We start from the raw sequence: 23883 nt of genomic DNA on the forward strand, positions 1-23883 counted from the left end.
TTAACCGCAAATTGCTTTTTTATGCAAAATCCGTTTGACATTCTACTGACAAGGTTTGATGAATTGGAGTTAAAAATATCCAGTCTGAAAGGTCAACCCGAAATAGAAAAGCCCGAATTAATCAACAGGTTTGAATTGTGTAAGCGTTTATCCATTACAGAGGCACACGCAATAAGGCTGGAAAAGAAAGGGCGTATTCCTGTAATAAAACTAGGAGCATCATGCCGCTATAATTGGCTAAAAGTTGTTGAGCAACTCGAAAACAGGGGAGGTGCTGCATGACGGACAAAATAAATGCCGGATTGGCGAACCCGGCACTAAAGAGATATGAAGCGGAACAACAGGCCAAAGGTACAAAAAAAGAAGTTCCAAACATAGACCCGGAGCGGTTTTATGGCAATATGGATTATACTGAATTACCTAGCGTTAACGTATTGGACAAGGTTTATATTCCTACATGGAATAACAAGCCAGCAGACGTGCCAGCCGTTCTAAAATTAGGCGGTTGCAGTATTCTTACTCATCAAAATAGTTCAGGCATAATAGCTAACCCAGGAAGCGGAAAAAGTAGCATCATGGAGGCTATACTTGCTAGTTATCTTAATCCGGGTTGCGATGCTTTAGGCTTTGAAGTTGATCCTAATTGCAGGGGAGTAATTTATATTGACAATGAGCGGACTAATACGGATGTATGGAATAGTTATTACCGGATGTGCAGGAGGGCAGGAATACCGGAAGGGGCAACTACAAATAATATTCTTATTGCCGGTTTGCGTTCAATTCCCAGACTTGCTGAAAGAATGACCGTAATAGAAAAGCTGGTAGAAGATAATCCATGTTCTTTATTACTTATTGACGGTGCAGGCGATTTGGTGAGCGATACCAACGATTTAGCACAAGCGATTGAATCCCGGATATGGATCAGGGAAATGACGGTAAAATATAACCTTTCCATTGTTACCACTTTACACCCTAACCCTAATTCAAATAAGCCTAGAGGCCATCAGGGATCGGAAATATGCAGGGAGGCAGAATGCGTTTTACTGGTTAAGTCGGCGGAAGGTGACACTAGAATAATAACCAGCGATTTTGAGCATGGAAAGAATAGGAATAATCCTAAGCTATCAACGGCATTTACATGGTCTGAAAATTTCAAAATGTTTATAACAGCGGATTTGGATCAGATTAAAGAAGCGAAGCAGAACGCTAAAGACACGCTAAAAAGGGATCAGGCTCTAAAATTAGCGCAACAAGTTATTCCCGCTCCCAATTCAATGACCTATACAGAACTAAAAAGCGCAATCATGCGCAAAACTTCAAAAGGGGATTCTACAGCCCGAAAGTCAATACAGGATTGGGATGGATGGGGAATTATACACAAGCGGCCTGATGACCGTTACCAGCTAACGCTATAACGCTAAAACAACGCTAAAACAACGCTATTAATAGCCTGATGTATGTAACGCTACTACTCACCCTATATATAGGGTAGTAGCGTAAATAGCGTAACTATTAAAACTAAAAATGTATGTGGTTAGAAAAACAGGTATCACTATACAGGTCGGTGACAGATAACACCGGGAGGGCTGCAACCCTTCGCCAAATATTACTTACAGAATGCGCTAACGATATTGGAACAATAACAGCTATCAGAAAACTAGACAGGCAAGAACCTGACTATAAGACTAAACAGGTAGCGTTAAAAAATCGGGTGCAATGTTTTACCCCGGCAGCTTTATTAAAGTCAAAAGCAAAAGGGAGTTTAGAAATTATATCCCGGTCAGGATTAATGCAATTAGACTTTGATCCCTATGATATATGGGAGTATGATCTTGAGGAATTAAAAAACTGTGTATTCTCATTGCCTTTTATAGCCTTTTGTGGCAAGTCAGTAAGCGGTGACGGGTTTTATGCGTTAGCTAATATTGCGGAGCCGGAAAGGTTAAAAGAATATGCAGAGCATTGTTTTAAAGTGCTTGAGGGTTATGGAATAAAAGCAGATACTAGTAAGGGACGCAACCCCCAGGATCTTCGCTTTATTTCCTACGATGCAAATATGCTTATCAGGGATAACCCCGAAGCATTAAAAATACCCCCTAGTAAGCCAAAGGAGGCTATTAAATCATTTGGCAATACTTACTATCCATCCGGTAATAATGCGGGGCTAATTCGCAAAGCAATAGCGGAAATTGAAACAGTACAAGAGGGGCGAAGATGGGCAACCGTTCAGCATTGGGCATACACGCTAGGGGGTAAGGATGCGGGGTTAGATCAAATTATTGAAGCGATCAACCGCAACGCCGAATTTATCGGCAATGAACCTAAATACATTCAATGCGCTCGTGACTGTTTCAGGGCCGGGCAATTAAAACCATTTTAAAATGTACATAGATGCAATACTTTCAGAAACACATACAGGTGCTTGTATTATGGTTTTCGTCCGTTTCGGAGATGGCAGTACCGGGGATTTGTTATTTGATGCAGATGGCGAACCGATGGACCTAAGTAGCCCGGAAGCAAAAGCTATTAGTAACTATTATCAAAAATTATTCAATGAAATACAAATTCACCCCTGAAGCATGGGAGGCCGGATCATGCCGGGTAATAACCAGAGCCGGAAAAAAAGTAAACAGGTTTAAGAGAACCTCTACCGGGTTTACTGGCATAGTTGACGGGTATCACCTTAATTGGGCGGATAATGGTTGTTTAAGGGATCACACAAAACATTCTTATGATTTGTTCCTGATACCTCAATCCTATTTCAAACAAATAATTAAATCAATATTATGGAAATAAGTAAAGACGGATCGTTATTAGATAATGATATGACCCCCGATAAATTCAACACGTTACCAAAAGAGATACGCCTAATATATGTACACCAGTACGCAAACGTATTGCCGGGAGCCGGGATCATAACGCTAAATACAATGGTAATAGCTTATACAGCTAACTGCCAGGGGCAAGCAGTTGAAGCATTCGCCACCGATTCTAAGAAGATACCGTTATCATTGAATTAAAGGTAAATAAACAGGTAAATGGTAAATATAAAAGGGTTCAAATCTTAATGTATCTGTAAATTGAATTGATACAGAATAGCTTAAAATCAATTCAGGCTTATTTATCAGTTAACAAAACAGTAAAATATTATTGAACAGGGGGTAATATAGGGGGCAATTAATGCCAGTTTTATCGTAACTTTACATTGTTTTTAATCCGTTCCATTTATGAGCAAATTATTTGCAGTCGGCAAAAGTGGTAACCCCGCTGGGAGGCCGAAAGGTTCTAAATATTCTGTACTAACTACTAAGGGCAGAATAGAACGTTTTTTAGGTCGCAATATGACTGCAAGGTCAATGCAAGACCTCTACTCAAAACTTTCTCCAAAGGATCAATATGAGTTCTTAACCACGCTATTGCCTTACATACTTCCTAAGGTTCCTGTAGAGGGATTATCAGCAACCGATATAGACAGGCTCTATGAGCAAATTGCAAAAGACGTACAATCAAAAGCAAGTGGCAAAGCAGTCTGATAAGGTTAGCAAACTAAGGAAGATCATTAACGGCACATTGTCTGCCTTATCGTTATTGCCGCCTCAATCGTTTATGGTTACTGTAGAGGACACTATTTCCGGCACTACCTATTCAGTTGAGGGTGAGCAATACAATGAGGAGGCGTTTAACCTTTGGCGTGAGGCCAATGTAAGGCAGGAAGATCGGGTATTATTTATACAGGATGCGGACGGATGCGACCCCATTTTAGATAACCCGGCTGAACTATATAATCAACTACGTACAGAAGCCCCAAAAGAGCCTATTCTAGCCCCTAATAAGCGAAGGAAGGGTAAAGTATTGCGGCGACCTGAAAGAGCCGAATTTAAGCCAATGGAGGCCGAAATAATAGAGGTTGAACCAGCAGAGCCAATACGGCAAACAAAAGGTTTACTATCTGAATACGGTATAACATGGGGTTTGATGCGGGAGCCAAAAAATAAGCAGCACCCGTACCATGCAGCCCCGGCAAAGTTCTTTTAAACGGATACCGTTAGCACTCCCTGATCATGAGCAGCTAACCAGCCAATACTAATAAAACGTGACAGCAGTCACACAAACTATTCTTATAATGAGTGAAATTTTAAATGCCGTTCAACAGCTAGGTACAAAGGTAACCGAGCGACATGCGGAGATGAAACAGAACATTGAAAAGCTGGAGGCAGAAATTAAGACCATCCGGGCGAAGGGTAACACATTGAATGGCGGAGGTGGATCGGTTGAACCGTCTATTTCCTTAGAAGGGCAGCGCGAAGCATTCGAGGCGTTCAGGTCAGGTAAAACAAGGGAGTTCACACCGGAGGTTAAGAGCATGACCTTAGGGGCTAGCCTTACTGGTCCGGGCGCGTCTATTTCAGCACCCGCGCGGCTGGTATCAGAGCCTAATCAGGCGGTGAGGTTAAGGACGTTATTTCCTAACCAGCCCATGATTACCTCAAGTTTGCCCATCATCCAGGAAACCGGGCAAGTAGGGGGATTTGGTACGGTAGCGGAGAGCGCGGAGAAACCCACGCTTGACTTTGCTTTGAGTGAAACACCCGCCAAAGCAGAAACCATTGCCGCAATCGTTAACATAAGCCGTCAAATGCTGATGGATTTGGATTATGTAGGTTTTCAGGGATGGCTTAACACCCGGCTAATTGAATTGTATTATCAAAAGGAAGATCAGCAACTAATGCAGGGTAACGGCACAAGTCCTAACCTGAAAGGTTTATTGGATGTTGGCAACTGGACACCAGCCGCCACGCCATCCAGCACCAATGATGTTGAACAGATCGTTTCAGCCATGATCCAGTTAAAAGGATACGGGCGCACCCCTACTGCCATTATCGTGCATACAAGCGCGTTGGCTGGCCTCTTGTTAAATAAAGCAAGTGGAAGCGGGGAGTTTGACCTGCCTAATTACATTTCAGTAAATGCGTTTGGCGGGATCTCTATTTTGGGCGTTCCTGTTATTGATTCGCAGGCGCAGGAAACACCAAACTTTAGTGTTGTGGATGGTTCGCGTATGTTGTTCGGGGTTAGGGAGCCAATATCAATTAATATGTTTGAACAGCATGGCACTAACGTACAAACAAACATGATTACGATCCGATGTGAGGCGCGTGTTGCGTTTGCTGCTAATGGTGAGTATAATCATATTTTAGGCGCATTCAGCGGATCACCGACATATCCGCTATAATTTTTCTTTGGTCATTCTTTTTTTTATTGAGAGTTAACCCCGGTATTTCTATACTGGGGTTTTTTATACCTTGCTGTTATGCCTTTCTATAAAATAACATATACAACAGCAGCGGGAAAACTTGTTTCAGGCATCCGGCAATTTCACCTAAAGAGCATAGACGATACTTTTAATCATTTCCTGAATAAGGCAAAGCAGAATGAGCCTAATTTATCCGGATATCAATGTTATATGATTAGTGAGTTAAGCGACGAATTTAAAGACTACCAACAGGCTAAGAATAGCAGAAAGCGAAGCCCTCAACCAACGCAGCAGTATAACCGAAAGAAAGGAACGGAGGGGCCTAGTCTTGAAAATCGCTAAATATATGATTTGTAATTATGAAATAATTGTGGTTTGATTAGTTGTTGAAGTTGTCGTTCCAATATTATCGTCAAACAAATTGGAAAATATTGTATTTATTATACTTTCATTTTTCTCATGAAATATTTTAGTTTTTAGGTCGCTTACAGCCTGTTGAAAATATTCATTAAACAATACCAGGTTTAAATTGCGATACACAGAATCTTTGGCGATTAATATGTTTTGGTTAGGGATTTTAGTCACACCATACATTTTTTTGCCACTAAACTTCGGAAAAAAAATGTGCATTATTTTATGCCGATAATTGTACACTATTGAATCTCTATCTAGTACGCTAATTTGTGGCATGTAATCTTCCATAAATCTCTTTAAATAAATTGCGCCCTCCTTCTCTTGTGGATTAGGGGTTAATAATGTTCCAAATAATTCGGATGCGGATAATATTACCATTGCAGCAGGTATTGCACAACCTTTATTATAATTAGCATCGGGTTCTATTTTCATAAGAACTTCCAAATCACCTAGAATATATCCATCCACTTGTTTATCAAAGAATTTTTTAAGTTCAATTAGTTGTGTTTCCATTTAAGTATTTTTTAATGAGAGAATATCTTGTGGCCTTTCTATCTCAGCCCTGTTTTCGGCAGGGAATACACTTACTATTTGCGTAATGGGTAAGCCTAAAATGTTTTCATAATTGATTTTCACCTGATAGTTTTCTAGAAATAATTCCTTAGGCACGGTTAAGGATATTGTTAGCTTACTTTGCTTTTCACAGTTTTTCTGATGCTTAATTTTTTCTGAATATCCTTGGGGGAATTTATAAGAGATATTTGTTGCAGTCTGGCCTATATTTGAAAAGTTCATGGTATGATACAATTCCTGTTCCCCTTTTGCAAATCCACCTCTTATAAAATATGGAATTCTATCTTGGATCGTAAGTGACCTTTGCAATTGCAAATCCTGTTCAAAAATTACTGTTTGCTTTGCTAATTCTTTATTTATGTCAACTAATTCGTCAATTTTCTTAGAATTAAAATAAGTGAAGCCTGCCCAAATCAATGCAATGATAGCCGCCGCCGCCTGAATGATATCTGTAATTGTGTACATATTATAAGGTTTAATTAAATATACTATCCGAACAGTCAACCTGCAACATTGCCCCCACAATTACCCCCTGAATGGAATAAAAAAGCGCAAACCCTTATCTGTATTGAGTTTGCGCTAATTATGAGCGGAGAGAGAGGGATTCGAACCCCCGGACCTGTAACAGTCAACGGTTTTCAAGACCGCCGCATTCGACCGCTCTGCCATCTCTCCGGGCGCAAAATTAGGGTTTGGGAATAAATACCAAAATATATTTTTCGGATCTAAGTTAATTTCGACTGATAAATTGATGGATTTGACGTTGTTAGCCATTGCATGGATGGTTAATTTTCCATAGTCTTAGGGCTAAAAGAAAAACTAACCAGCATGCCGCGCCAAAATAAATACCTGCTTCCCTTTATACTGGTCACCAGCCTTTTTTTTCTCTGGGCTTTCCTGCATAATATCAACCCCATCCTGATTCCACATCTGAAAAAGGCCTGCCAGCTATCAGATACTGAATCTGCACTGATTGATTCCGCCGTTTACCTCGCATACTTCACCATCGCCTTACCAGCAGGATGGTTCATGAATAAATTTGGATTTAAAAAAGGCATTCTTTTCGGACTTCTGCTTTATGGAATCGGTGCTCTGCTTTTTTTACCAGCAGCAGGAAGCCGGAGTTTCAGTTTTTTTCTGGTGGCGCTTTTTGTGATTGCCGCGGGTGCCACTTTTCTTGAAACTATAGCTAACCCGTATATCACCAAACTGGGAGATCCAGCAACCGCAACCCAACGACTCAATTTCGCACAGTCATTTAATGGAGTGGGGGCATTCCTTGCACCTATCATCGGTGGACAATTCATTTTATCTGGCATTGAGCATAGTCCGGCTGAACTGAGCAATATGCATGCTAGCGGAACCCTCAATGCTTATCTTCAATCAGAAGCCGATGCCATCCGCATGCCTTACCTCGTTATCGCTGTAGTAGTATTGGTTCTCACCACGATCTTCTACCTGGTTAAATTACCTGAAGGAGAAGGTGATGCAACCGAAGAACAATCAGGCAATACAAAATTCTCGCTCGCCATTCTTCGCAACAAACAGGTACTCTGGGCAGTTATAGCCCAGTTCTTTTATGTTGGGGCACAGGTTTGTGTGGGAAGTTTTTTTATAAGGTTCTCCAAATACGTGATCGATCTCCCTGAAAAACAGGCTGCATTCTGGCTGGGTTCTATTGCCATGGTAGGATTTATGGTTGGCCGGTTCACAGGAACATTTCTGATGAAATTTATCCGTCCGGCTCAATTGCTTTTCCTCTACGCTGTTGCAAGTACTCTTCTACTTGTGGTCGCAACAAATAGTCAGGGTCCATTCGCTGTATATTGTTTGATGGCTGTACCTTTCTTTATGTCGATCATGTTCCCCACCATTTTTGCACTTGGAATAACCGGGCTTGGAAAAGGTGCACGCATGGCTTCTTCACTATTAGTGATGGCAATTGTAGGTGGTGCTATTATGCCGCTGTTAATGGGGCAAATTTCTGATCTCACAGGTGGTAATATTCAATTAGCCTACGTAATACCCATGATTTGTTTCATGATTGTGGGCTGGTTTGCCTGGTCGCGTTCAAGGGATGAAATGCCTGTTACAGTAGGTGGCGGACATAGATAATATTGAAAACAGTAAATGATGTTTGATTATACTAATAAAACGGTTGTTATTACAGGTGGTGCCAGTGGTATAGGCAGGTCTGCTTCCCTTGCCTTTGCAAAGAATGGCGCAACTGTGCACATTATTGAATTGCAGGCACCCGGTTGGGCAGAACTCAAACAGGAAATGATTGAAGCCGGACATCCTGCCCATATACATTACTGTGATGTTAGTGACCACCAGAAACTCCTCGATGTATTTCAAAAGATTGGTAAACCAGATGTGTTGGTAAATAATGCCGGCATTTCGCATATAGGCCGTGTAACCAATACTACGGAAGAAGATTTTGACCGCCTCTTTAATGTAAATGTAAAAGGCGTTTATAACTGCATGTTTGCAGCTATCCCAATGATGCAGGAAAATGGCGGCGGGGTTGTGCTTAATATGTGTTCTATTGCTGCCTGGGTTGGACTGGCAGACCGTTTTGCCTATTCCATGACAAAAGGAGCTGTGTATGCCATGACCATTTCTGCTGCCAGGGATTACCTGCAAGACAATATTCGCGTCAACTGCATTTCTCCGGCAAGGGTTCATACTCCTTTTGTAGATGGCTTCCTGGCCAGGAACTATGCAGGAAAAGAAAAAGAGATGTTCGATAAACTTGCTAAATCACAACCCATCGGAAGGATGGCAAACCCGGAAGAAATTGCTAACCTAATGATCTATCTCTGTTCAGATGAAGCATCCTTTATTACCGGAACAGATTATCCCATTGATGGTGGATTTTTAACACTGAATACTTAAGATATGAAACTGATACGTTTCGGAGAACCCGGAAAGGAAAAACCCGGTTTGTTGATAGCGGATAAATTCTATGATGTTTCCGGCTTTATACACGATTATAATGAAAGCTTTTTTGAGAATGGTGGTATTGCCCACCTTGCCTGGATGATGGACCAATACAAGAATATGCTGAGGCCGATGCCAGCCGGTAGCCGGATTGGAGCACCAGTTGCAAGGCCTTCAAAAATTGTTTGCATCGGACTTAATTATGCAGATCATGCGAAAGAAACCAATGCCACACCACCTGCAGAACCAGTTGTATTCATGAAATCCACTACTGCGATCTGTGGCCCTTATGACGATGTGATCATACCCAGAGGATCAGAAAAAACCGACTGGGAAGTAGAATTGGCAGTGGTTATAGGCAAAAGGGCAAGCTATGTAGAAGAATCAGAAGCGATGGATTTTGTTGCGGGGTATTGCCTCCATAATGATATCAGTGAAAGAGCATACCAGCTCGAAATGGGTGGAACCTGGGATAAGGGAAAGGGCTGTGATACCTTCGCACCCTTAGGCCCGGTGCTCGTAACAAAAGATAAAGTTGAGAATGTGGACAATCTTCGGTTATGGCTTACCGTAAATGGCAAACTGATGCAGGATGGATCAACTTCTAACCTGATCTTTAATATTCCCTTCCTGGTTGCCTATGTAAGTAGATTTATGACATTGCTTCCGGGAGATATTATATCTACCGGTACACCAGCCGGTGTGGGCCTGGGTATGAACCCACAGGTATACCTCAAGCCAGGTGATATTATGGAATTGGGTATTGATGGACTAGGTACCTCAAGACAAAATGTTATAGCATATGCTTCGGCTTGATGCACACCAGCATTTTTGGCGTTATGATGAAAATCGTGACAGTTGGATAACCCCGGAGATGAGTGTCATCAGGAGAGATTTTCTGCCTGAAGATCTACATCCCTTATTGATTGAAGCCGGGTTTGACGGTTGTATAGCGGTGCAGGCAAGCCAGTCAGAAGCCGAGACGCATTTCCTGCTTGAGTTAGCTTCCGGTCATTCATTCATCCGATCAGTTGTTGGCTGGATTGATCTTCAGAGTGCTTCTTTGGAAGAAAGACTGCCCTATTATAAATCCTTTGAAAAACTCAGTGGATTCCGACATATACTGCAGGGGGAAGCTGTTCGTGATCGGATGCTGCAACCACCATTTAAGCAGGGAATCAAATTGTTAGGGAAACACGGATACAGGTATGATATCCTGATCAATAATGACCAGTTGGGCTATGCATACCAGTTATGCCGTGAATTGGATAACCAATCCTTTATCATTGATCATCTTGCAAAACCTGATATCAGGGGTGGCGGTTTTGAAAGCTGGCAGAAAGAAATTCAACCATTCCATGAACTTGAACATGTTTATTGTAAAGTGTCGGGTATGGTTACAGAGGCGGACTGGCATCATTGGAAGGAAAGTGATTTTACTCCCTACTTTGATACGATCTTAGAAGTTTTCGGTGCGCGCCGATTGGTATTTGGTTCCGACTGGCCTGTATGCCTGCTGGCTGCCGGATACAGCGAAGTGGTAAAGCTTACGGAAGAAAATTTTAAAAAACTTTCAGGAGATGAGCGAGCAGGAATTTTTGGTGGGAATGCACAAGATTTTTATGGCATAAAAAATTGAATATGAATCTGCAATTAAAAGATAAGGTCATTATCGTTACGGGTGGTGCAAAGGGGATCGGTGAAGGTATTGTAAAGTTGCTGGCAGAGGAAGGAGCTATCCCCGTTATTATCGGTAGAGATGAAACAGATAATAAAAAGCTGGTTGCAACATTACATGATTCAGGTTTGCAGGCTGCGCAGTTTGTGGCGGAGCTTTCTATTCCGGAAGAATGTAAAAAGGCAGTAGATGAGGTGATGAAAAAGTTCGGAAGAATTGAAGGGGTGGTAAATAATGCCGGTAAAAATGATGGGGTATCCTTAGAGAAAGGTACCTATGAAGAATTCATGGCATCAATGCATCGCAACCTGGTGCATTATTTCCTGATTGCTCATTATGCATTGCCGGCACTTAAAGTTTCGAAGGGATCCATTGTAAATATCAGTTCCAAAACTGCTGAAACAGGGCAGGGGGGCACATCGGCCTATGCCGCCGCTAATGGTGGCAGAAATGCACTAACCCGCGAATGGGCAGTTGAGTTATTGCCATACCGTATTCGCGTAAACGCAATAATTGTAGCTGAATGCTGGACCCCGCAATACAAAACATGGATCAATTCACTACCGGATGCGGAGGCGAAGCTTAAGAAAATAAATGCACGTATCCCTCTTGAGAACAGGATGACCACGCCCGAAGAGATCGCGAATATGACTGCCTTCCTTTTATCAGAAAGATCCAGCCATACAACAGGGCAGCTCATCCATGTAGATGGTGGCTATGTTCACCTCGATAAAATTATCAATGATTAAGTTGGCAATATGCAACAAAAAGTATTAAAGATACATCCGAAAGATAATGTGCTGGTGGCGCTCACCGGTTTAAAGAAAGGCGACCTTATTGTTTATGAGGGCGAATCGATCATTCTCCAGGATGATGTTCTGGCAAAACATAAATTCACCCTCAATGAACTTAATGCCGGCGATGGCGTTTATATGTATGGTGTACTGGTGGGCAGGGTTAAGGGAACAATACCAGCAGGGGGCTGTCTTACTACTGAAAATCTGAAGCATGCCGCGGAGCCCTATGATTATCATGGATCGGATTATGAATGGGAAGCACCTGACGTATCACCCTTTAGCAACAGAACATTTAATGGATTCCACCGTAAAGATGGCAGGGTGGGTACAGCCAATTACTGGCTTTTTATTCCAACCGTTTTCTGTGAAAACCGTAACCTGGATGTGATACGCGAAGCGCTTGTTAATGAACTCGGGTATGGTATAACAGATAAGTATAAACGATATACTAGGCAATTGGTTGAAGCAGTAAAGAAAGGAGAGGGAGTTGATACAATAAACTTTGCGCCTTCATCTGATAGCAGGCAGGAGCGACTGTTCCCAAATGTGGATGGCATCAAATTCCTGAACCATGAAGGAGGTTGCGGCGGAACACGCCAGGACGCCGGTATATTGGGAAAATTACTGGCCGCATATGCCAACCATCCGAATGTTGGTGGTATAACTGTGTTAAGCCTGGGTTGTCAGCATTTACAGACTTCAGATTTCCTGGAGGAATTAAAGAAGCTTGATCCATCTTTCGATAAACCGCTTTTTATATTTGAACAACAGCAATCGGGAACAGAGCAGGACCTGATCAGTGCAGCCATACGGCAAACTTTTTCAGGGCTGATAGAGATAAACAAACAGGAGCGGAAACCCGCTACCCTCGATCATTTATGCATTGGTGTTAAATGTGGTGGCAGTGATGGCTTCAGTGGAATTTCGGCTAACCCTGCTGTTGGATATTGTTCAGACCTGGTAGCGGCGCTCGGGGGAAAGATTTTACTTGCAGAATTCCCTGAATTATGTGGCGCGGAGCAGGACCTTATCGACAGGAGTGTAGATGAACCTACAGCCCGGAAATTCATTAAGCTGATGCAGGCATATGACTCACTTGCCCACCAGGCCGGCTCCGGATTTTATATGAACCCTTCTCCCGGAAATATCAGGGATGGACTGATTACTGATGCAATTAAGAGTACAGGTGCTGCAAAAAAAGGCGGTTACTCACCCGTGGTGGATGTGCTTGATTATACAGAGCAGGCAACTAAAGCTGGTCTCAACCTGGTTTGTACCCCGGGTAACGATGTGGAAGCCACAACGGGTAAGGCTGCCGCAGGGGCTACCCTGATCCTGTTCACCACCGGATTGGGAACACCAACTGGCAACCCTGTTTGTCCCACCATCAAGATCTCCACCAATTCTGCTCTCGCTAAACGAATGCCTGATATCATAGATATTGATACCGGACCGATCATAACCGGCGAAAAGTCGATCCTGCAAATGGGAGAAGAAATACTGGAATATTGCATCCGTGCTGCCAGCGGAGAAGTTATACCAAAAGCAGTTTTGCTGAATCAGGATGATTTCATTCCATGGAAGCGTGGCGTAAGCTTATGATTGCATTATCTTTAATGGTATATATAGATATTGCCATGCAAAGATTAATTATTGCCTTCCTCCTGAGCTTTGTTTTTATTACAGGAGCCATAGCCCAGGATACCAACCTATTTGAGAAAAAACTATTTATCTCCAGTAAAGGGGATAGCCTCCCGTACAGGATTCTTTACCCGGAAAATTATGATCCAGCCAAAAAATATCCACTCGTACTATTCCTGCATGGAGCAGGTGAAAGGGGAAATGACAATGAAAAACAGTTGGTCCATGGATCAAAACTTTTTCTGGCTGATAGCAACAGAAGCAGGTATCCTGCTATTGTTATTTTTCCCCAATGCCCCGAAAATAGTTTCTGGGCAGCAGTAAAAGTGAATAGGGAAAAGCAGCCCTTTGAAATTAATTTCAATTATGGTGCGGAGATGACCGCTCCGTTGCGATCAGTTACAGAACTGACCAAACAGCTTATTCAGGAAGCTGGTGTTCAAAAGAAAAAAGTATACATAACTGGATTGTCGATGGGAGGGATGGGCACTTTTGAAATGGTTTACCGGCAGCCAAAATTATTTGCTGCTGCAGCTCCTATATGTGGTGGTGGAGATACGGCATCGTACAATAAAAAAACAGCCAAAGTGCCTTTCTGGGTTTTTCATGGGGCGGATGATTCAGTGGTTGATGCTAAACTGAGCCGCCAAATGGTAGATCGGCTAAGGGCCTTGAATGCTGATGTAAAATATTCAGAATACCCAGGTGTGAACCATAACAGTTGGGACAATGCATTTGCAGAACCTGAATTTTTAGCCTGGATGTTCTCCCAGCGTAAATAATTTGTGTTACCATGATAAGGAAACTATTATTTATAAGTTTTATTCTGTTCTTATTATCAGCCTGCGACCAACAAAAAAAAGTGGCCGACACAACGGATTATATCAAGGTAGGTGATAGTATTGCTGCTATAAGCTTTGATCATCTTCGTACAGCATTGCAGGCCTCAATGTCCACCGATGGCCCTGCTGCAGCAATTGCCTTCTGCCGTCAGCAGGCAATGCCTTTGACCAGCAAGTACAATACAGATTCTATAACGGTTATGCGTGTGGCTGAAAAGTTCCGCAATCCATCCAATGCGTTGAAAAATCCTGACAGCACTGCATGGAGTCAATACAAAACTGCCATTGCAAATGGAGACAGTATTTTTTCAAAAACCGTGGTTACAGATAGCGCTATTCATTATTATAAACCAATTCTTCTTCAACCTCTATGCTCCAACTGTCATGGAGTTGCAGGAAAAGATATTCCGGCATCCCTTGTTACAGTAATAGATTCGTTATACCCCGGCGACATGGCAAAAGATTTTTTAGTAGGCGAGCTAAGAGGGATGTGGCATATCCGGTTTGATAAGTGATTATAACTTTTGTGCCAGCATTCTAAGAATAGCAGCCTTACCCTGGTGATAATCTCCTTCTTTTAATATAATTTCTTTTTGTTCGCAACTAATCTGGTGAAGGAACTGAAAATCATTACAGATAGAGGCGGCATCATAAAGCAATTCCGGATCACGTGGACCGCCACTATCGAGTGTCGCCTGTTCTTTTGCAAATGCTTCCAGCAATAAAAATCCACCAGGCTTAAGCGCCTTTACAATCTCCCTGTGAAAGCTTTTTCGAATATAGGGAGGGAGGTGCAGGTATATCAAAGCAACGGCATCATATTGCTCCGTTGCAACAAACTGAGTAACATCTTTTATTTCATAGTTGATAACAACGTCATTAGCTTCAGCCTGGCTTAATGCCTTTTCCCTGGCTACTTCGCTGAAATCAAAAGCATCAACCTGCCATCCTTTGGAAGCAGCATAAAGGGCATTCCTTCCTTCCCCTTCAGCCGGCAGTAATATTTTGCCCGGCTTATGCAGGTCAATAAATAATTTGAAGTATTGATTGGGCTGATAACCATAAACTGTTTCATTCTCTGCATATCGCTGGTCCCAGAAATGCTTCATGTTTTTTGAATGCAATCTGCAAAATATAAAAGGCCTGTTATGTGATGATAGTCACCATAACAAGCCTTTGTATTTTGAATAATTTTATTTATTAACCCATCGACTGTGCCACCTTTTCGAGCAAGGCTTTGGTTTTACGGATACCTTCATCTTCGCTCAGAACATCCCCTTCATATTCGATACCCACAATTCCCTTGAAACCACTATCCTTAACGATCTTCATCATCTTAAAATAATCTGTTTCTGTTTCGTTGCCTTCGGCATCAAAAACATTGCTTTTGGCGCTTACCCCTTTTGCATAGGGCATCAGCTCCTGTGTACCCTTATAACGGTCATAGCCCTCTACACAGGTACGCCAGTTTGCAGGATCTCTTTTAATGCAGAAATTTCCGAAATCCGGAAGTGTTCCAACATTTTTTCGGTTCACCTGTTTCATAACACCAGCCAGCCAACTTCCATCAGAAGACCATCCCCCGTGATTCTCAACAATAACATTGATGCCTGTTTTTTCAGCAAATTCCCCCAACTGGTATAGTCCATCAGCGGCAGTCTTGGCCAGTTCTTCCCTGCTTCCCTTGCCGGCTGCATTTACCCTGATGGTGGAACAACCCAGATATTTAGCGGCTTCAACCCATTTGTAATGATTCTCTACAGCCTTCTGCCTGTCTTCTTTGGTGGCAGCACCGATCTCACCCTCGCCATCACACATGATGAGGTGATTGCGTACACCATTGTCCTTGCAACGTTTCAGTAATTCGTTGAGGTAGTTTGTATCCTGTGCCTTATCCTTAAAAAACTGGTTTACATATTCTACAATGCTGATACCAAAATCATTCTTCGCTTTTGCAGGAAAATCAAGGTTGTCGAGCTGCTTGGCAAACAGTGCCTTGTGCAAAGACCATTCAGCAAGGGAAATTTCAAAAAAGGAACCGTTCACTCCGGCAGCAGTACCAGCTGCTTTTGTATTGAGGCAGGAAACACCGGTAGCGCCAATGGCAAGCCCACCCATTAGTTTGAGGAAATGTCGACGATCGGATTGCATGTGATTTTTTTTAAGTGGAATAAAGGTAAAATATACAACTATTTCAATTAATTGCCTTTCACTTATCACATCTTAATAACTTCGTATACATGTTAAAATGGATTGCTTTTATCATACTCCTCGGTTTGCTGTTTTCTTGTAGTTCAGAAAAAAAAACAACCATTCCCAAAGCTTCTGTGCCTGACTTTATTTCAGGTGTTGACCTCTCCTATGTTAACCAGGTGGAGGATCATGGCGGGAAATTCAGGGTGAAGGGCATTGAAGCTGATCCCTTCAGAATATTTCAGGAGCATGGGGCCAGTACAGTAAGGGTGAGGCTCTGGCATAACCCGGAATGGACGAAGAAACTGAATGGTGGAAAAACTTACAGTGACCTTGCTGATGTAATTAAGACTATCAGGAGAGCCCGTCAGGCAGGAATGATGGTGAACCTTGATTTTCATTATTCCGATGATTGGTCTGACCCGGCAAAACAGGCAGTTCCAAAAGCCTGGGAGGGATTAGCATTGCCTCTTTTAAAAGATTCTGTGTATAATTATACGCTTGCTGTTCTCAATCAGCTCAAATTGCTTGGCCTGGTTCCTGAAATGGTGCAGGTGGGAAATGAGAATAATAACGGGATCATGTTTCCGTTAGGGAAAGTAAGTAATGACGACTGGTCATCATTTGCATCACTGTTAAACAGTGGTATTGATGCCGTGCGGGATTTTTCAAAAACCTCTTCCATAAAACCTCGTATAATCATTCATGTTGCACAACTTCAGAATGCTTTCCACTGGTTAAAGAATCTTACTGCGGCGGGAGTAAACGACTTCGATATTATTGGATTATCCCATTATTTTAAATGGTCAGAAGTTACCAGCATGCAAGCAATCAGTGATACCATTTCAGCGATCAGGAATAAGTATGGCAAAGAAGTTATGGTTGTGGAAACTGCCTATCCATGGACGGCGTTAAATGCTGACCTGTATCCTAACGTCATCTCCGGCGCTGATGCCTTTGAACAGTATCCTGCCAGCCCGGAGGGCCAGCAGCGTTACCTATGTGATCTGGTTGATGCCATCCGGAAAGGAGGCGGGAAAGGCGTCATGTATTGGGAACCAGCCTGGATCAGCAGCCGTTTACGCGACCAGTGGGGGCAGGGCTCATCATGGGACAATTGCACCCTGTTTGATTTTGAAGGAAATGTGCTTCCTGCTATGAACTGTCTTGGGCATTAAACAAGTTCCCTACCTTCGCAAATCCATGAAGCATCTGTCTGCACTCAATAAATATTTTTGGAAATACCGCTGGCGCCTTGTACTTGGTATATTGTTCATCATCCTCTCCAACTATTTCAGGATCCTTGCTCCCCAGATCACCGGGTTTGTTGTGGATGCAGTGGAGAAGCAATTACCTGGCTACAAGGCCACCCGTATGGTTCATGGTTATGATCCCATTGTACAATGGCTTGTTGGTATTACTGAGAAGTCAAGTTTTTCCAATCTGGTCATTCTTTGCGGACTCACATTACTTGCGGTGGCTATACTCAGTGGATTCTTTATGTTCCTCATGCGGCAGACCAATATTGTAATGAGCCGGTATATTGAATTTGACCAGAAGAATGAAATTTACAGCCATTACCAGAAACTGGACCTGGGCTTCTATAAGCGCAACAGCACGGGCGACCTGATGAACCGTATCACAGAAGATGTAAGCAGGGTGAGGATGTATACAGGGCCTGCAATCATGTATTTCATCAACCTTGCATTCACTATCAGTTTCAGTGTTTTTTATATGATGCGCACCAACGCTGAACTTACCGTACTCGTATTATCGCCCCTGCCATTGCTTGCCATCACTATATATTATGTGAACACCATCATTCACAAGAAAAGTGAGAGGAACCAATCATTATTATCAGACCTCACTACCACGGCACAGGAATCCTATTCTGGGATAAGGGTCATAAAATCCTTTGTTCAGGAGAAGGCGCAGCAATTGTTTTTTGAGAATAACAGTGAGGCCTATCGCAGTAATGCCATCGGGCTTGCGAAAGTGGAAGCTATTTATTTTCCATCAATGTCGCTCATGATTGGCCTCAGTACTTTGATAACAATACTTGTTGGAGGTATATATGCGATGCAGCCAGGTAGTAATGTAACAACAGGAACGCTGGCAGAATTCATTATGTATATCAATATCCTGACATTCCCAGTGAGTGCAATAGGGTGGACCGCCAGTATGATCCAAAGGGCGGCAGCATCTCAGAAAAGGATCAATGAATTCCTTAATACAGAATCACTGATCCGCCAGCCTGTGAATGCCTTGAGTCCGTTTGTGCGTGGAAGAATTCAATTTAAGAATGTCAGCTTTACCTATCCACATACAGGAATCACGGCTGTTTCTGATTTTACCCTTGATATAGAACCCGGACAAAAAATAGCCATTATCGGCAGAACGGGATCGGGCAAAACGACGCTCGCCCAATTACTGCTGCGTATGTATGATCCCGCCCAGGGAATCATTAGCCTTGATGGAACTGATATCCGTTCCATGGATCTGCAGCATCTCAGGATGCAGGTAAGTTATGTGCCCCAGGATATCTTTCTGTTCAGTGATACCATTGAAAACAATATTGGTTTTGGATTGGAGCAAACAAGCCATGAGTCGGTGAGGTCGGCGGCTTTTGCAGCAAGCGTGGATAAAGAGATTGACGGATTTGAAAAACAATATTCAACACTTGTGGGAGAGCGGGGGGTAACGTTAAGTGGCGGACAAAAACAGCGGATAAGCATTGCCCGTGCGCTTATAAAGGAACCGAATATCATGGTGTTTGACGATTGCCTCAGTGCCGTGGATGCTAAAACAGAAAAAACAATTATTGCTAACTTAGACCATTACCTGAAAAATAAGACGGCCATTTTCATTACCCACCGGATATTTTCACTCCTCTCATTTGATAAGATCGTTGTAATGGAAGATGGAAAGATCGTGGAACTGGGAACGCATGATGAGCTGCTACGAAATGATGGTTATTATACATATCTATATGAACACCAGCAGGACGATCCCGAGGAAAGCAGCGATGGAGGCTGAATAGGAGGAAACACTTAGTGCATTAAAAAGTTTGGTAAAATTTTGCTAATTCGCAAACAACCCTATATTTGCTCCTACATAATTCCGCACCTAACGAAATTAATAATTGTAAAAACAACAACTGTGGGTTACGAGAACAACGACAAAAAAATGGAAAGCGTTTATAGTAAACGCATCAGAGCAGGTAAAAGAAGGACATATTTCTTTGATGTGAGAGCTACAAGAAGCAATGATTATTACCTGACCATTACTGAGAGTCGTAAGAAGTTTGATGATAATGGTTATGACAGGCATAAGATCTTTTTGTATAAAGAAGATTTCAACAAATTCCTGAAGGCCCTTACAGAAGCTGTAGATTATGTAAAGACTGACCTGATGCCAGATTTTGATTTTGATGCATATAACCACGACAACCTCGAAGAAGGCGGAGAAATGGTAGAAAGCAGTGTTGAAGCAGATGCTATTGTAACTGCATCTGCTGTTGTACCGCCCGTTGTGAACAACGAGAATACTGTTGAGCCTACTCCCGGTATTGATGAAGAGGTGGATAAGTGGTAAACTGAACCAACCAATTGCTTATGTAGTGGCCTCCATTTGGAGGCCATTTTTTTGTATCCAACAAAAACTTTAGGTAATTGTTAAAGGGAAGCCATCAATGTCTATTTTTGTGCAAATTTTTCAACAAAAAAGTTTACGGATGAAATGGTCTGAATTCTTTACTTCTTCAGTAGGCAGGAAATTCGTAATGGGGCTTACCGGTTTATTCCTAATAACCTTCCTGATCATACATGTGTCTATCAATGCCTGTATTTTTGCTGATCTGCCGATCTTTAATGAAAATGACAATGGTTCTGTTTTTAACAGGGCAGCCCATTTTATGGGTTCAACAATCCTGATCCGCATTATGGAAGTTGGTTTGTTCGCAGGTATAATACTCCATATAGTTCAGGGCTATATGCTTGAACTAAAAAACCGCAGCGCACGTTCTGTAGGATACGCGGTTAACCTGGGAGAGAGGGGCAGTAAATGGTATAGCCGGTCAATGGGATTACTCGGAACTATAATCCTGCTTTTTCTCGTAATACATATATCGCATTTCTGGGTGAAGGCTCGTATAACCCATGCATTGGAACCCGTTACATATAATGGTGTGGAGATGCACAATATGTTTGAAGAAATGAAGATGGTATTCTCGCAGCCATGGGTCGTGATCCTATATGTGCTGGGATGTATATCTCTTGCATATCATCTCGCCCATGGATTCCAGAGTGCCTTCAGAACAGTAGGTGTTCATAACAGGAAATACAACCAGCTGCTCACCAGCATAGGTTATGGTTTTTCCATTATTGTTTCACTTGTATTTGCACTGATGCCTGTTGCTATGTACCTGGGATGGGTAAAGTAGGCCAAAAGGTCAACAAAAATGCAATCAGATAACAATCACTGTTAATTTCAATACTTAAAGTATCTAATAGTCGATTTATGCTCAACTCCAAAATTCCTGCAGGCCCGTTGGATCAGAAATGGACCGATTTCAAAGGGCACTGTAAGCTGGTGAATCCGGCTAATAAAAGAAAGCTTGAGGTGGTGATTATAGGAACCGGTCTGGCCGGTGCTTCTGCTGCTGCCGCACTTGGTGAGTTAGGTTATAAAGTGAAAGCATTCTGTTTTCAGGACTCTCCGCGTCGCGCGCACTCTATTGCAGCACAGGGAGGGATCAATGCTGCAAAGAATTACCAGAATGATGGTGACTCGGTTTTTCGTCTTTTCTATGATACCATAAAAGGAGGCGATTACCGTGCACGTGAAGCCAATGTACACCGCCTTGCAGAAGTGAGTGCCAATATCATTGACCAATGCGTTGCACAAGGGGTTCCTTTTGCACGCGAATATGGTGGGCTGCTTTCCAACCGATCTTTTGGCGGAACCCAGGTTCAGCGTACCTTCTATGCTGCCGGACAAACTGGCCAGCAGTTATTGATCGGAGCCTACCAGGCCCTTGAAAGGCAGGTGGCCCTTGGAAATGTGGAGATGTTCAACCGGCATGAGATGCTGGATGTTGTAGTAATAGATGGAAAAGCCCGCGGCATCATTGCCAGGAATCTTGTAAATGGAAAACTCGAGCGCCATTTCGGTCATGCCGTGCTGTTATGTTCAGGTGGATATGGCAACGTGTTTTACCTCTCTACAAATGCTATGGGAAGTAATGTAACCGCTGCATGGAAAGCTCATAAGAAAGGTGCCTATTTTGGAAACCCCTGCTTTACACAAATACATCCAACCTGTATACCCGTAAGTGGCGATCACCAGAGCAAACTAACCCTCATGTCAGAATCGCTTCGTAATGATGGTAGGATCTGGGTGCCGAAAAAACAAAATGATACCCGCAAGCCATTTGATATTCCTGAAGAAGAAAGAGATTATTACCTGGAGAGAAGATATCCGGCTTTCGGTAACCTCGTTCCGCGTGACGTTGCCAGCCGGGCTGCAAAAGAACGTTGTGATGCGGGTTACGGCGTAGGCTCTTCCCGCCAGGCTGTTTACCTCGATTATGCTGATGCCATTGAGCGTTATGGCAAAGGAGAAGTTAACAAGCGGAATATCCAGGGTGCTACCCAACAGGTGATCACTGAACTTGGTAAAGAGGTAGTAAAAGAAAAATATGGTAATCTTTTCGATATGTATGAGAAGATCACCGGTGAAAATCCTTATGAGGTGCCGATGCGTATCTATCCTGCTGTTCACTATACAATGGGAGGTCTTTGGGTTGATTATGAACTGATGACTACTGTACCTGGCTTATATGCATTGGGAGAAGCTAATTTCTCAGATCATGGAGCCAACCGCCTGGGTGCCTCCGCCCTTATGCAGGGTCTGGCAGATGGATATTTCGTTATACCATATACTATCGGTAATTACCTTGCCGATGAGATCCGCACCAATGCCATCCCAACCGACCATCCCGCCTTTGTGGAGGCCGAAAAGAATGTGGCCGACCGCATCAGCCAGTTGATAAATATCAAGGGCAAGCAAACTGTGGAGAGCTTCCATAAGCGTTTGGGTAAGATCATGTGGGATAAATGTGGCATGGCCAGGAATGCAGAGGGACTCACCCAGGCGATTGAAGAGATTCGCCAGTTGAAAAGAGAATTCTGGTCTGATGTGCGCATACCAGGTGATATCAATGAAATGAATCCCGAACTTGATAAGGCAAACAGGGTCGCCGATTTCATTGAACTCGGAGAGCTGATGTGCATTGATGCCCTCGACCGAAATGAAAGTTGTGGTGGTCATTTCAGGGAAGAAAGCCAGACAGAGGAAGGGGAAGCAAAACGTGATGATGCTGCCTTCGCCTATGTTTCAGCCTGGGAACTTAAAGGAGAACACCAGTGGCAACTGCATAAGGAAGAACTCCATTTTGAAGTGGCCAAACCTACCCAACGTTCTTATAAATAATTAAAACATCAACCATAGCCGATATGGAACATTATAATATGAACCTCACACTAAAAGTGTGGAAGCAAAAGAATAGCCAGGAAAAAGGACGGTTTGAGACCTACCAGGTTAAGAATATCTCTTCTGAAATGTCTTTCCTTGAAATGTTCGATGTGTTGAATGAGGAACTGATCCGCGAAGGCAGGGAACCAATTGCATTTGACCATGATTGCCGGGAGGGAATTTGTGGAATGTGCTCCATGTATATTGATGGCAAGCCCCATGGTCCATGGCATGCCAATACCACCTGTCAGTTGCACATGAGAGCCTACAAAGATGGCGATACCATTGTAGTTGAACCATGGAGGGCCAATGCTTTCCCTGTGATCAAGGACCTGGTGGTTGATCGTACATCATTTGACAGGATCATGCAGGCTGGTGGATATATATCGGTGAATACGGGTAATGCTGTGGATGCCAATGCATTACCCATTGAAAAAGACAAAGCGGATATGGCATTTGCTGCTGCCTCCTGTATAGGCTGTGGTGCTTGCGTTGCGGCCTGTAAGAATAGCTCAGCCATGCTTTTCCTTTCTGCCAAGGTGAGCCACCTGGCATTACTGCCACAGGGTGGACCGGAGCGCAAGAACAGGGTACTTAATATGGTTGCGCAGATGGACAGGGAAGGATTTGGAGCCTGCACCAATACAGGGGCCTGTGAAGCAGTATGTCCGAAAGAGATATCCATTAGCAATATTGCCCGCCTTAACCAGGAATACCTTGGTGCAGGGCTGGTATCCGAGAAATAATAAGATTGGCCCAGCTAAATAAAAGGTCTGAAACGGAACTATCAATTCGGTTTCAGACCTTTGTCGTTGCAGTTTCTACCTCATCCAAACAGGCAGGTGCGCTTACATTCTTTTTTCTTTTCCTGCTTAATGGTCTCTTTCTTTTCTACCTTCTTTTCCGGAACTGATTTTTTGGAATTGCTCCGTAAGCTCGCAAATGCAACGGCAGCGCCCAGTGCTACCAGGAGCACAACGATCAATACCTTTTTCATATGCGAAAAATTGCTGT

The 23883-nt window shown here is 43.0% G+C and carries 27 protein-coding genes and 1 tRNA gene; 22 read left to right on the forward strand and 6 right to left on the reverse strand.

Annotated features, from left to right (window positions below; genetic code table 11):
• Positions 1 to 21: 21 nt before the first annotated feature.
• The 8 genes from HY58_RS13020 to HY58_RS13065 all read left to right on the forward strand — a co-directional run bounded on the left by HY58_RS13020 (position 22) and on the right by HY58_RS13065 (position 5596).
• Positions 22 to 282: a hypothetical protein gene (locus HY58_RS13020; protein WP_039132660.1), complete on the forward strand. Its 261-nt coding sequence runs from the start codon at positions 22 to 24 to the stop codon at positions 280 to 282.
• On the forward strand, positions 279 to 1415 hold the full coding sequence (locus HY58_RS13025) for an ATP-binding protein (RefSeq protein ID WP_039132662.1): 1137 nt from the start codon (positions 279 to 281) through the stop codon (positions 1413 to 1415). Before HY58_RS13020 ends, HY58_RS13025 begins: the two co-directional genes overlap by 4 nt.
• Before the next feature lie 113 nt (positions 1416 to 1528).
• Positions 1529 to 2380 carry a BT4734/BF3469 family protein gene (locus tag HY58_RS13030; RefSeq protein WP_039132664.1) on the forward strand — a complete coding sequence of 284 codons (852 nt, stop codon included), beginning with the start codon at positions 1529 to 1531 and terminating at the stop codon, positions 2378 to 2380.
• A 1-nt stretch (position 2381) separates the two neighbouring features.
• Positions 2382 to 2576: a hypothetical protein gene (locus tag HY58_RS13035; protein WP_039132667.1), complete on the forward strand. Its 195-nt coding sequence runs from the start codon at positions 2382 to 2384 to the stop codon at positions 2574 to 2576.
• Between the two features lie 651 nt (positions 2577 to 3227).
• On the forward strand, positions 3228 to 3533 hold the full coding sequence (locus tag HY58_RS13050) for a hypothetical protein (protein WP_039132672.1): 306 nt from the start codon (positions 3228 to 3230) through the stop codon (positions 3531 to 3533).
• Positions 3517 to 4035, forward strand: coding sequence for a hypothetical protein (locus HY58_RS13055; protein WP_156123686.1), 519 nt, complete (start codon positions 3517 to 3519; stop codon positions 4033 to 4035). The genes HY58_RS13050 and HY58_RS13055 overlap by 17 nt, the downstream gene beginning before the upstream one ends.
• Positions 4036 to 4123: 88 nt before the next feature.
• Positions 4124 to 5233, forward strand: a complete 1110-nt coding sequence (locus HY58_RS13060) for a phage major capsid protein (protein WP_039132675.1) — start codon at positions 4124 to 4126, stop codon at positions 5231 to 5233.
• A 78-nt stretch (positions 5234 to 5311) separates the two neighbouring features.
• Entirely contained in the window at positions 5312 to 5596 is a 285-nt protein-coding gene (locus tag HY58_RS13065) for a hypothetical protein (protein ID WP_039132677.1), read from the forward strand.
• A 15-nt stretch (positions 5597 to 5611) separates the two neighbouring features.
• On the opposite strand, the gene HY58_RS13070 is transcribed toward HY58_RS13065, so the two are convergent.
• The 3 genes from HY58_RS13070 to HY58_RS13080 all read right to left on the reverse strand — a co-directional run bounded on the left by HY58_RS13070 (position 5612) and on the right by HY58_RS13080 (position 6916).
• Positions 5612 to 6181 (reverse strand): hypothetical protein, encoded by a 570-nt coding sequence (locus tag HY58_RS13070; RefSeq protein ID WP_039132679.1) that lies wholly within the window; start codon positions 6179 to 6181, stop codon positions 5612 to 5614.
• Complete coding sequence (locus tag HY58_RS13075; RefSeq protein WP_039132681.1) at positions 6182 to 6706, reverse strand: hypothetical protein; 525 nt, start codon at positions 6704 to 6706, stop codon at positions 6182 to 6184. It lies immediately after the preceding gene.
• A 125-nt stretch (positions 6707 to 6831) separates the two neighbouring features.
• Positions 6832 to 6916, reverse strand: a tRNA-Ser gene (locus HY58_RS13080).
• 153 nt (positions 6917 to 7069) lie between these two features.
• Between HY58_RS13080 and fucP the strand changes: the two genes are divergently transcribed.
• The 8 genes from fucP to HY58_RS13120 are packed head-to-tail and all read left to right on the forward strand — an operon-like array spanning position 7070 to position 14657.
• Entirely contained in the window at positions 7070 to 8356 is a 1287-nt protein-coding gene (fucP, locus tag HY58_RS13085) for an L-fucose:H+ symporter permease (RefSeq protein WP_039132683.1), read from the forward strand.
• A gap of 18 nt (positions 8357 to 8374) precedes the next feature.
• A complete protein-coding gene (locus tag HY58_RS13090) occupies positions 8375 to 9139 on the forward strand; it encodes an SDR family NAD(P)-dependent oxidoreductase (protein ID WP_039132685.1) in 765 nt (254 codons plus the stop codon).
• Positions 9140 to 9142: 3 nt separating this feature from the next.
• A complete protein-coding gene (locus HY58_RS13095) occupies positions 9143 to 10000 on the forward strand; it encodes a fumarylacetoacetate hydrolase family protein (RefSeq protein ID WP_039132687.1) in 858 nt (285 codons plus the stop codon).
• Positions 9987 to 10823, forward strand: coding sequence for an amidohydrolase (locus HY58_RS13100; RefSeq protein ID WP_039132688.1), 837 nt, complete (start codon positions 9987 to 9989; stop codon positions 10821 to 10823). Before HY58_RS13095 ends, HY58_RS13100 begins: the two co-directional genes overlap by 14 nt.
• A 2-nt stretch (positions 10824 to 10825) precedes the next feature.
• On the forward strand, positions 10826 to 11611 hold the full coding sequence (locus tag HY58_RS13105; protein WP_039132689.1) for an SDR family oxidoreductase: 786 nt from the start codon (positions 10826 to 10828) through the stop codon (positions 11609 to 11611).
• Positions 11612 to 11620: 9 nt separating this feature from the next.
• Positions 11621 to 13261 (forward strand): UxaA family hydrolase, encoded by a 1641-nt coding sequence (locus HY58_RS13110; RefSeq protein ID WP_039132690.1) that lies wholly within the window; start codon positions 11621 to 11623, stop codon positions 13259 to 13261.
• Between the two features lie 35 nt (positions 13262 to 13296).
• Positions 13297 to 14082, forward strand: coding sequence for an alpha/beta hydrolase-fold protein (locus HY58_RS13115; protein WP_039132851.1), 786 nt, complete (start codon positions 13297 to 13299; stop codon positions 14080 to 14082).
• A gap of 11 nt (positions 14083 to 14093) precedes the next feature.
• A complete protein-coding gene (locus tag HY58_RS13120) occupies positions 14094 to 14657 on the forward strand; it encodes a DUF3365 domain-containing protein (protein WP_039132691.1) in 564 nt (187 codons plus the stop codon).
• Here the strand turns inward: HY58_RS13120 and HY58_RS13125 are convergent, their stop codons facing one another.
• Positions 14658 to 15251, reverse strand: coding sequence for a bifunctional 2-polyprenyl-6-hydroxyphenol methylase/3-demethylubiquinol 3-O-methyltransferase UbiG (locus tag HY58_RS13125; protein WP_039132693.1), 594 nt, complete (start codon positions 15249 to 15251; stop codon positions 14658 to 14660).
• 91 nt (positions 15252 to 15342) lie between these two features.
• Positions 15343 to 16293, reverse strand: coding sequence for a sugar phosphate isomerase/epimerase (locus HY58_RS13130; protein ID WP_039132695.1), 951 nt, complete (start codon positions 16291 to 16293; stop codon positions 15343 to 15345).
• A gap of 89 nt (positions 16294 to 16382) precedes the next feature.
• Between HY58_RS13130 and HY58_RS13135 the strand changes: the two genes are divergently transcribed.
• The 6 genes from HY58_RS13135 to HY58_RS13160 all read left to right on the forward strand — a co-directional run bounded on the left by HY58_RS13135 (position 16383) and on the right by HY58_RS13160 (position 23615).
• Positions 16383 to 17513 (forward strand): glycosyl hydrolase 53 family protein, encoded by a 1131-nt coding sequence (locus HY58_RS13135; RefSeq protein WP_072037626.1) that lies wholly within the window; start codon positions 16383 to 16385, stop codon positions 17511 to 17513.
• Between the two features lie 25 nt (positions 17514 to 17538).
• Entirely contained in the window at positions 17539 to 19371 is a 1833-nt protein-coding gene (locus tag HY58_RS13140) for an ABC transporter ATP-binding protein (protein ID WP_039132857.1), read from the forward strand.
• A gap of 123 nt (positions 19372 to 19494) precedes the next feature.
• Complete coding sequence (locus HY58_RS13145) at positions 19495 to 19929, forward strand: DUF3276 family protein (RefSeq protein WP_039132696.1); 435 nt, start codon at positions 19495 to 19497, stop codon at positions 19927 to 19929.
• 139 nt (positions 19930 to 20068) lie between these two features.
• Positions 20069 to 20776: a succinate dehydrogenase cytochrome b subunit gene (locus HY58_RS13150; RefSeq protein ID WP_039132697.1), complete on the forward strand. Its 708-nt coding sequence runs from the start codon at positions 20069 to 20071 to the stop codon at positions 20774 to 20776.
• Positions 20777 to 20853: 77 nt separating this feature from the next.
• Positions 20854 to 22827: a fumarate reductase/succinate dehydrogenase flavoprotein subunit gene (locus HY58_RS13155; protein ID WP_039132698.1), complete on the forward strand. Its 1974-nt coding sequence runs from the start codon at positions 20854 to 20856 to the stop codon at positions 22825 to 22827.
• Positions 22828 to 22850: 23 nt separating this feature from the next.
• A complete protein-coding gene (locus HY58_RS13160) occupies positions 22851 to 23615 on the forward strand; it encodes a succinate dehydrogenase/fumarate reductase iron-sulfur subunit (RefSeq protein ID WP_039132700.1) in 765 nt (254 codons plus the stop codon).
• Between the two features lie 80 nt (positions 23616 to 23695).
• Here the strand turns inward: HY58_RS13160 and HY58_RS19530 are convergent, their stop codons facing one another.
• Positions 23696 to 23866 (reverse strand): hypothetical protein, encoded by a 171-nt coding sequence (locus HY58_RS19530; RefSeq protein WP_156123687.1) that lies wholly within the window; start codon positions 23864 to 23866, stop codon positions 23696 to 23698.
• Between the last annotated feature and the right edge of the window lie 17 nt (positions 23867 to 23883).

The sequence above is a fragment of the Flavihumibacter sp. ZG627 genome (genome assembly GCF_000814325.1).
Lineage (GTDB): Bacteria > Bacteroidota > Bacteroidia > Chitinophagales > Chitinophagaceae > Flavihumibacter.

Bases quoted from the DNA above. Each gene is read 5' to 3' on its own strand.
- HY58_RS13105 (WP_039132689.1), top strand. From the start codon at position 10,826: ATGAATCTGCAATTAAAAGATAAGGTCATTATCGTTACGGGTGGTGCA.
- HY58_RS13075 (WP_039132681.1), bottom strand. From the start codon at position 6,706: ATGTACACAATTACAGATATCATTCAGGCGGCGGCGGCTATCATTGCA.
- HY58_RS13070 (WP_039132679.1), bottom strand. From the start codon at position 6,181: ATGGAAACACAACTAATTGAACTTAAAAAATTCTTTGATAAACAAGTG.
- HY58_RS13100 (WP_039132688.1), top strand. From the start codon at position 9,987: ATGCTTCGGCTTGATGCACACCAGCATTTTTGGCGTTATGATGAAAAT.
- HY58_RS13160 (WP_039132700.1), top strand. From the start codon at position 22,851: ATGGAACATTATAATATGAACCTCACACTAAAAGTGTGGAAGCAAAAG.
- HY58_RS13025 (WP_039132662.1), top strand. From the start codon at position 279: ATGACGGACAAAATAAATGCCGGATTGGCGAACCCGGCACTAAAGAGA.
- HY58_RS13140 (WP_039132857.1), top strand. From the start codon at position 17,539: ATGAAGCATCTGTCTGCACTCAATAAATATTTTTGGAAATACCGCTGG.
- fucP (WP_039132683.1), top strand. From the start codon at position 7,070: ATGCCGCGCCAAAATAAATACCTGCTTCCCTTTATACTGGTCACCAGC.
- HY58_RS13125 (WP_039132693.1), bottom strand. From the start codon at position 15,251: ATGAAGCATTTCTGGGACCAGCGATATGCAGAGAATGAAACAGTTTAT.
- HY58_RS13090 (WP_039132685.1), top strand. From the start codon at position 8,375: ATGTTTGATTATACTAATAAAACGGTTGTTATTACAGGTGGTGCCAGT.
- HY58_RS13150 (WP_039132697.1), top strand. From the start codon at position 20,069: ATGAAATGGTCTGAATTCTTTACTTCTTCAGTAGGCAGGAAATTCGTA.
- HY58_RS13130 (WP_039132695.1), bottom strand. From the start codon at position 16,293: ATGCAATCCGATCGTCGACATTTCCTCAAACTAATGGGTGGGCTTGCC.
- HY58_RS13120 (WP_039132691.1), top strand. From the start codon at position 14,094: ATGATAAGGAAACTATTATTTATAAGTTTTATTCTGTTCTTATTATCA.
- HY58_RS13035 (WP_039132667.1), top strand. From the start codon at position 2,382: ATGTACATAGATGCAATACTTTCAGAAACACATACAGGTGCTTGTATT.
- HY58_RS13115 (WP_039132851.1), top strand. From the start codon at position 13,297: ATGCAAAGATTAATTATTGCCTTCCTCCTGAGCTTTGTTTTTATTACA.
- HY58_RS13065 (WP_039132677.1), top strand. From the start codon at position 5,312: ATGCCTTTCTATAAAATAACATATACAACAGCAGCGGGAAAACTTGTT.
- HY58_RS19530 (WP_156123687.1), bottom strand. From the start codon at position 23,866: ATGAAAAAGGTATTGATCGTTGTGCTCCTGGTAGCACTGGGCGCTGCC.
- HY58_RS13135 (WP_072037626.1), top strand. From the start codon at position 16,383: ATGTTAAAATGGATTGCTTTTATCATACTCCTCGGTTTGCTGTTTTCT.
- HY58_RS13050 (WP_039132672.1), top strand. From the start codon at position 3,228: ATGAGCAAATTATTTGCAGTCGGCAAAAGTGGTAACCCCGCTGGGAGG.
- HY58_RS13060 (WP_039132675.1), top strand. From the start codon at position 4,124: ATGAGTGAAATTTTAAATGCCGTTCAACAGCTAGGTACAAAGGTAACC.
- HY58_RS13095 (WP_039132687.1), top strand. From the start codon at position 9,143: ATGAAACTGATACGTTTCGGAGAACCCGGAAAGGAAAAACCCGGTTTG.
- HY58_RS13020 (WP_039132660.1), top strand. From the start codon at position 22: ATGCAAAATCCGTTTGACATTCTACTGACAAGGTTTGATGAATTGGAG.
- HY58_RS13155 (WP_039132698.1), top strand. From the start codon at position 20,854: ATGCTCAACTCCAAAATTCCTGCAGGCCCGTTGGATCAGAAATGGACC.
- HY58_RS13030 (WP_039132664.1), top strand. From the start codon at position 1,529: ATGTGGTTAGAAAAACAGGTATCACTATACAGGTCGGTGACAGATAAC.
- HY58_RS13110 (WP_039132690.1), top strand. From the start codon at position 11,621: ATGCAACAAAAAGTATTAAAGATACATCCGAAAGATAATGTGCTGGTG.